This is a genomic window from Vibrio sp. 10N.261.46.E11 (assembly GCF_041472735.1).
Taxonomy (GTDB): Bacteria; Pseudomonadota; Gammaproteobacteria; order Enterobacterales; family Vibrionaceae; genus Vibrio.
Window position 1 is genome coordinate 65,992 of record NZ_JBFRQW010000037.1, and the last position, 7,998, is coordinate 73,989.

Below are 7,998 nucleotides of genomic sequence, written 5' to 3' on the forward strand. Positions count from 1 at the left end.
GGATATGTTGATATAAAACAGCCACTAATGATGAATGTTGACGGATGTTGCTGAACCTACATTTGCCGCTAGCAATCCTATTAGGCCACCATTACTATGGGGCTAGTCTCATTACTCCAATAGCGCATATGTCCTCATCGATTCCTTTTTACGATAAAAATGCTCACACACTTTGTGAACAGTACAACTCAGTGACGTTCGAGACGGTGCATAAAAGCTGGCAAGCTTACTGGCCTCTAGAGGGCGATAAAGTACTAGATGTTGGTGCAGGAAGTGGCCGTGATGCGTTATGGATGCAAAAGGTTGGCGCTGAAGTTATCGCGATAGAACCTAGTGCTTCATTACGTGAACGAGGAGCCCAGTATACTGGCCCAAGCGTAACATGGATTGATGATTTACTTCCCTCGCTTAGCCGCACTGAAAACCTCGGAATGCGTTTTGATTTGATATTGGTAAGTGCTGTATGGATGCACTTAGCCTCGTCTTATCGAGAGCGAGCATTTAGAAAGCTGTCTAACTTGTTAGCTCCAAACGGCAAGTTGGTGATAACTCTGCGTCATGGGGAGTTTCAGGACAGTCGAGAAGGGTATCAAGTATCGGTTGAAGAGCTTGAGCGTTTATCAAAAAACAGCGCCTTGTTGGTTCGTCATGTCGATGATAGCCAAGACACATTGAACCGCAGTGAAGTGTGGTGGCAAACCGTTGTTATGACATTGCCAGATGATGGCTCCGGTGACTTGAACAAGGTGCGCCACATTATTGTCAATGACAACAAGTCGGCCACATATAAATTGGCTCTGTTGAGAACATTACTGCGAATCGCGGATGCTCATTCAGGCGCTGGGATTCAGCAAAATAGCAACACGAGTAAAGGCCTCGGATTTGTAAAAGAGGATGGTTGGAATAAACTCAAACACCTCAGTGCTGATGATCTAGCGATAGGCGCTCTGTTTCTCGGCGATGAAGCCAAGGCACTACAGAAGCTGTTTTCACAAACTATCAGTACCATTAAATCAGGGCCTGTAACTTTTATTTATCAAGGTTCAAAAGAGAATAAGTTGTTTGAGGTACACCCACCTCAGCAGCGATGTAAGAGTCGAGAGTCACTGGTTATCGACAGTGAGTTCTTAGAAAGCTTTGGCTATTTCACTCTCGATGAAAGCTTATGGGAGTGCTTTAGAATCTACCACTCTTGGATTGAGCCGCTGGTGGTGAATCAATGGGTCATGGAGATGCAGCGTTTCGAGTTGAACCGACAGCGAAGTATCTCACTACAGACGTATCACGACTGCTTGGTATGGATCGATCAAAACCACGATACTCGCGATGTGCGTAAACGTGTCGAACAACTTAGATCTGATCGTGCCGACATTGTCAGCGTTTGGAGTGGAAAATCATTAAAAAGTGAGTATCACGTTGATCACTGCTTGCCTTTCGCTTACTGGCCAAACAACGATAAGTGGAATCTCTTTCCTACTACAAGCAAAGAGAACTTAAGTAAAAGTGACAAAGTTCCTACGGCTGAAAAGCTGCGATCGTCTAAGTCGAGGATTCTAGAGTGGTGGCAACTCGCTTGGAATGATTCGGCTCATTTTGAACAACAATTCTTTTCAGAAGCCGCGCTTTCGTTACCCAATATTCCACCACAGTGTCGAGACTTCGAAGAGGTGTTTGATGCAATGGGTTTGCAGGTACGTGGTGTGAAAAGCCGACTATTAATCAATGAGTGGCACTGATCGCAGTTTACCCTCTAATTTAATCCTTTAAGCAACGGTAGAGTAAACAATGAAATACATCGGAATTGATGGCTGCAAGGCGGGTTGGATCGCTTGGATTGTCTCTGACAATGAGATACCTGCGTTTAAAGTGGTAAACACCCTTGATGAGTTGGTCGATGATCTTACGGAAGCAACTACGTTAATCGACATGCCAATTGGCTTTAGCGATTCGCAGACTCCGGATAGATTATGCGATAAAGCGGCAAGACGCTTTCTCACCAGTAAGTGTGGCTCTTCCGTATTTCCTGTTCCGTGCCGAGAGGCGGTTTATCAAACCGATTACATTGCAGCGTGCAGTGCCAATGTGGAGCAGCTTGATAAGAAGTTTTCTAAACAGACTTGGGGAATTGTGCCCAAGATTCGCGAGCTTGACGAGCTCATTGAATCTCACCCCAACCTTTCTATCAGGGAATCACACCCTGAAGTTTTGTTTGCAGCTTTGAAAGGTGAACCGCTGACATTTTCCAAACGAACACAAGAAGGCAAAGAGGAACGGCTTTTTATTATTCAGCAACTTGCCCCTCAATGGTGTGACGGTTTGTTGTTGGCCATTTCAAACACAAAGCGTAAAGACGTCGCGATAGACGATATTTACGATGCTTTTGTACTGATGTTGATCGCCTATTACGCTCCGCAATTATCGACCTTACCTGAACTTTCTGATGTTGGTGGAGAAGCTGATGTCGATCAGAACGGACGAGTTCGAGAGATTGTCTATTGGAATAAAGCGCGCTAACAAAGCGTGCGCTCAACTTGGCTTAATATGTTACTTTCGAAATTCTGATATTTTCCAACTTCTGCTACTTTTCACTCTTACTATTTTTGAGTCTTTGATATGAAACGTTTTATTGTCGGCTGGCTGGCCATTGTGCTCAGTGCCGCGAGTTATGCCCAGGTTGCCCCTATATCTCAATGGCAATGCGACATGATGAAAAAGAACAATGTCTTGAGTAGTGGTGCGCCTGTCGGTTGTGAGCGACTATCCAAAGTGGATTTCGATTTCATTAACTTCAAAGGGGAAACGCAACAGGGCAATATGATCGTGCTTGATGTTATTGCGCCTGCTGTTGAACAAATCTTTTCAGAGCTTAAACAGCGCAATTTCCCTCTTCATTCTGCTCGCCTTATGCGTGAATTCAGAGGTGACGACAACGCCTCAATGGACGCGAACAACAGCAGTGCCTTTAACGCTCGTCCTATTACAGGCGGAGGAGGTTGGTCGAAACATGCTTATGGTGTGGCGATAGACATCAACCCAGTTCAAAACCCTTTCTTAGAGTTCGATAACAACGGAAGAATCACGGTAAAGCCTTCACAATCTGCGACAAGCTATGTGAATCGTACTCGCTTTCGAGCTCGTGACGAAATTGAACGCCGAGGCATGGCAGAAAATGTGGTAGAGCTGTTTGCTCATCATGGCTTTATGATCTGGGGAGGGGACTGGAATAGCCCAATCGATACTCAGCACTTTGAGGTCGGCTCAAGAAAATTCGTTAACCAACTGCTCTCTAAAACACAACCTGAAGCCAAAGTGCTATTTGAGCGTTACGTCGAATCTTATCGTCAATGTTTTGAACAGAATAAAGGCGAGGGAGCAGAAAAAGCTCGGGCTATCTGTGCAAAGAAAACAGTCGGCACTTTTTAGTGCTATGTTTATCTAGAACCGTTTGTGTTTTAGCAAGTTAAACTCGCTTCAGGTGTGTTTTGAATCGCTAAGGTCAGCGCTTGTCGTTGGCCTTTTTTGTATTCATTTTTTCAATAGAACACCACGTATTGAAAAGGTTATCGGGTATCCAATGGTCAATAATCGATAAGCGAATGCTGCGCAAAGTCATCGGTTTGTCATCGAAAAACTCATAGCGTTAACGTTATGTGAGAACCATTGCTGGTGGGGGAACTATTTGCCGAATCGCCAGTATTATTAGTGAACTGATCACAACGGACCAACTAATGAAAAAGATACCTTTGGCTCTAACTCTTTTAAGCACTCTACTTTTTTCACAATATTCTTTGGCTACAGACACTTCACACACAACTCAAAATCCGACCTACGAACTCGATGGTAAGGCGGTATTAGGGCGTACAGAGAATGTATACCTATCTAGCGTTCAAGGGCTAAAAGACGTTCCTTTCATTGGTAAAATCGATACCGGTGCAGAAACCACTTCTATGCATGCGGAAGACATTCATGTGAAGAGCTCTAATGCCGACTACAAAAACCTCAAAGACAAAGAGTTGATGGCGGCGTTAACCGAAGACCTGTTGAACAATTCCGATTTTGATTACGATGATTGGGATGGCAGCGCCTTTGCGAAATATGAAGCTGTGGTCTCGTTCAAGGTTCAAAACCCACGTACGGGTGACATGGTATTAATAGAAGCACCTTTAGAGCGTGTCAGCATAATACGCAGCCGCACCAGCAGCACGCCTTTGCTTCGCCCTACCGTCAAAATGTCGCTCACCATTGCGGATCAAGAGTTAAAAACAGACGTTAACCTGACCGACAGAAGCCACTTCTCTGCGCCAGTATTGATCGGCAAAACCTTCCTTGCGGATAACGCACTGGTGTTTGCTGGTTACGACTATTTGCAAGAGCAGGAAAACGCGACGGTTGTTGGCCGAAAAGAGGTGATGTCTATCTCGGGAATGGCGATGAACGCGACCTTCTCATTAAAAAATCGCTACAGCATTCTTCATGCGAAAGACATCGATGTAGATAAGAAGAACAGTGAAGTGACGTTTGATATGTTCGACAACGATGGTAAGCAGAAAGATATGACACTGCCATTAGTTCATATGTTAAGTGTAGGTGGTAAAAAAAGACCTTTGGTGTATGTGCCGGTTCAACTCGATGAAAACACAACCAAAGACGTTCTGGTGTACCTGCGCGACCGTTCGAATAGCAGCTCACAGCTCAGATTGGGCACCGATACAGCAAGCGAGCTTTTTATGATTGACACCAGTGCTGAGAATATCCTTTCAGAAGGATCTGAGAATTTCAGCGAGGTCGCGAAAAAGACTGAGCCACTGATTATCTCACCGGAAGAAGATATCACATTAGATGGTTTTCCTATGAAGGCTGTTGCTTCATTCACTGTTAACACGCCTTTGTTGAAGGTCGACAGCTTTGAAGTGACTGGTAAAGGAAAAGAGGCTTCCGTTGAATTTTATCTTACAGATGTAAATGGTGAGAAGCAGAAGGTAATAAAGCCAATTATTAAGAAGCTAAAAGTCGGGGATGATACTCGTCCGGTTGTAAGTGGTGAGTTTTTGGGCGCTGGTAAAGTTCGCCAGCAAGAGTTTGCTATCGATGTACTTAACAGTAATGAGAAAGAGGCCTACTTCATTTTAGGTAAGAAGATGGCGAAAGATGGGGTATATGTGAATACTCGATCTGATTATCTTTTGAAATCGGAGCCTTTGTTTAAAGTAGGGCACATTGAAGTTGTTGAAGTCAACGGCATGACATTCCCGGCCAAGTTGGATACAGGCGCGGATGTGAGCTCAATGAATGCAGTCAACATCAAACGGTTTAAGAAAGACGGCCAAGACATGGTGAGTTTCACCTATCAAAACAACCAAGGCGATAAGCAAGAGTTCACTAAGCCAGTGATTGATGTGATGCGTATTAAAGCCAAGAAAGGCGAGAAGGTGAACATTCGTCCTGTCGTTGAAATGAAGGTTAAGTTGGGTGATCTAGAGAAAGAGGTGAAAGTAAACCTTCAAGATCGCTCTCGTTTTGAATACAGCATGATCCTAGGTAAGAACTTCTTGAAGCACGGCGCAGTAGTCAGTAGCGATGAAGATTACTTACTGGGTGATATGGAGTAACACCTAAACTTATCTAAGTTCGTAACAGAACAGCTCTAAACGGCCACACATTTTAGCAATGGGATGTGTGGCTGTTTGTTGAGAGCTCTATAAAGTACATCAAGTTCTATCTTCTCTAGAGGGGAATGATCTAGTTCTTGCTCAAATTCAATTTGTTAAGCATGGCAATAGAGTTATCAAAGATAGCTTCGGTTATGTGTTTTGGGAAACCTTCAGGCAAGCGTGCGGCGAGGCGCTCAATTGCTTTGGGTAATTCAGTTTGCATGTCATCCAATATGCTTTGCATGCTATCAGAATTAAAGCCAACTGAATGGGCTGTATCAAGAAAGTGGCGAGAGTAGATCTTGCTTATTTGGTACTTCTTACCACGACTTGCTTTTAATCCCATTGCTAACTTTAATTTTCTTATGTTTAGTCCTTTTTTCCCCGTGATAGGGTAAGCAGACAAAATGTCATAAAATGGTGTTAAGCGATAACTACCTTGCTTTTCAATAAATATTGAATAGTTCTTTGCATGCCCATCAATAGCGCCTATAGCCCATTGGAAAACTTGAAACTTCATGAAGTTATATCTGTCTTCCAGTGCATTGGATGAGCCTTCAAGTAGCTTCATAATATCGGCGATTCCGGGGCCTCCATCACTTTCGTATTTTATCGATGAAGGGATTCCTTTGGCTTGACAGATATCTTCTTGAGGAAGGCGCAGTAGGTGTGTACGATCCTTAATCCAACGTCTATCAAAACGCTCAACAGCAATGGCTTTATAATTATGGGTTGTGATGATCTCGACGGTCGGAACATCAAACCCCAACTCTCTAGCTAACTCAATACAGATGAACTCATTCTCGACACTTTCAGTCAGATCTAGAATAGATGTGGGCTGTTTAATCTCACCAATAGGTAGCTTAATGATATGGCTTGTAGGTGTATTCCCTTTAGGCAAACACCAATCTCCGTTCAACCTTAGCAATGCTGTTTTTTCTTGAGCGCCAGCAACCGATATTCGGAAATCATCTTCTTCCTTAATCATACCTAATGGAATATTGGAATGATGGGCTGCTAAGATTTTTTCAAGCCGAGATTCGTCAAGAAGTTCGTATGACAGTTTGTTCTCGATATAGGGTTGACTTGGAGGGAGCAGAGCAATGGCACCAACGCTGTCTTTGCCAATTTCTTTCAGAAGATCAAAAGGTTGATTTGAAGCCGTTTGATAGCGTGCAACAATCCTATTACGTATAGCAATATTGTCTGGTAGCAGGTTGTCAAAGTAGTTGATAACGGCATCAGAAGTTATAGTAGGTATTTGTAGTTTAAGGGATAAAGATAATGGGCGAGATTTGTCGTTACTGAGCCAAGACTCATTATATTTAAATTCGTGAGAGCCATTGTTTTGCTTTGTGAGAGTACCGACCAACTCACCATTCATGTAGGCATTAAGTTGTTGCATTACCAATCTTCCTCATCAACAGTGCTTTGACTATTTTTTGCATCTTTGGGTTCGATTTTAAGGGTGAGATCTAATGCTTGGATAAGCTTGAACATTGTTGAAATAGTTGCCTTTTCTGGTCTATTTTCAAAGTTCGAAATGGTTGCTTGTTTTATCCCTACTTTTTTTGCCAGCTCAGACTGAGTCCACCTATTCTTTTGGCGTATTAGCAGTAAAGTATTGGCTAATTGTTGTGGGCTATAAATCACAAGTTGTCACTCCTTACTATGATGTTTTATCCCCATTAGAGGATATTGGTCGTGCTATCCCAACAAAGGGATATATGTAACTTTATACCTTGTAGGGGATATTGCAAGTTATATACCTTGTAGAGGATAAAGTAGGATTATCAAAGCCTTTAGCTTAAAGAGGTATTGCAAGAAGGTGGATGCCAGCCTTTGTTAGACTTGTCGCTAAGTTCTTTTGCGATTGGCGATTATCCATGCGGGTAAGGTGAGGTGATAGTTACACGTAAGTAGATCAAATATGCCACACAAGAGATAATTAGAAATACTGACTTTGAAGCGCAACGAGATGGTTCTAAACTAAAGTTATGGCAATCAAAAGCACTTACACTGTGCATCACCCTGTGAGTGAAAACACAGGTGATTAAGAAATAAATAATGGTAACGCAAGGTATTAGCATCATCCAAGTTGGATGTGTGGAGGCTACGTTTGATTTATTTACGGCTTTTGAAGGTGTGTTGAAAGCGAAAGTGCAAGGTGGCGCGTTTAGTATCTGCTTTTAGTACTAATACCAATTCCGTTAATTTTGTGATCTAATGTGATTTCTTAAAAGGAGTCCTTATGAAGCATGATTTTCCGAGTCTGATTAATTCCACATCCAATGCTCGACTTAGAATGCGTTATTTATCCGTTTCTCATTTTGTTGACGGTAAAAGC

The 7,998-nt window shown here is 42.9% G+C and carries 6 protein-coding genes; 4 read left to right on the forward strand and 2 right to left on the reverse strand.

Annotated features, from left to right (window positions below):
* Positions 1-128 precede the first annotated feature (128 nt).
* From AB4407_RS12345 to AB4407_RS12360, 4 genes are all read left to right on the forward strand, one after another.
* Positions 129-1,736 carry a class I SAM-dependent methyltransferase gene (locus tag AB4407_RS12345; protein ID WP_372120750.1) on the forward strand — a complete coding sequence of 536 codons (1,608 nt, stop codon included), beginning with the start codon at positions 129-131 and terminating at the stop codon, positions 1,734-1,736.
* A gap of 49 nt (positions 1,737-1,785) precedes the next feature.
* A complete protein-coding gene (locus AB4407_RS12350; RefSeq protein WP_372120751.1) occupies positions 1,786-2,514 on the forward strand; it encodes a DUF429 domain-containing protein in 729 nt (242 codons plus the stop codon).
* A gap of 99 nt (positions 2,515-2,613) precedes the next feature.
* On the forward strand, positions 2,614-3,423 hold the full coding sequence (locus tag AB4407_RS12355) for a M15 family metallopeptidase (RefSeq protein ID WP_372120752.1): 810 nt from the start codon (positions 2,614-2,616) through the stop codon (positions 3,421-3,423).
* Positions 3,424-3,728: 305 nt separating this feature from the next.
* Positions 3,729-5,609, forward strand: a complete 1,881-nt coding sequence (locus tag AB4407_RS12360) for an ATP-dependent zinc protease (RefSeq protein ID WP_372120753.1) — start codon at positions 3,729-3,731, stop codon at positions 5,607-5,609.
* A gap of 130 nt (positions 5,610-5,739) precedes the next feature.
* On the opposite strand, the gene AB4407_RS12365 is transcribed toward AB4407_RS12360, so the two are convergent.
* Positions 5,740-7,056 (reverse strand): type II toxin-antitoxin system HipA family toxin, encoded by a 1,317-nt coding sequence (locus tag AB4407_RS12365; protein WP_048658807.1) that lies wholly within the window; start codon positions 7,054-7,056, stop codon positions 5,740-5,742.
* A complete protein-coding gene (gene hipB, locus AB4407_RS12370) occupies positions 7,056-7,304 on the reverse strand; it encodes a type II toxin-antitoxin system antitoxin HipB (RefSeq protein WP_017110259.1) in 249 nt (82 codons plus the stop codon). The genes AB4407_RS12365 and hipB overlap by 1 nt, the downstream gene beginning before the upstream one ends.
* Positions 7,305-7,998 lie beyond the last annotated feature (694 nt).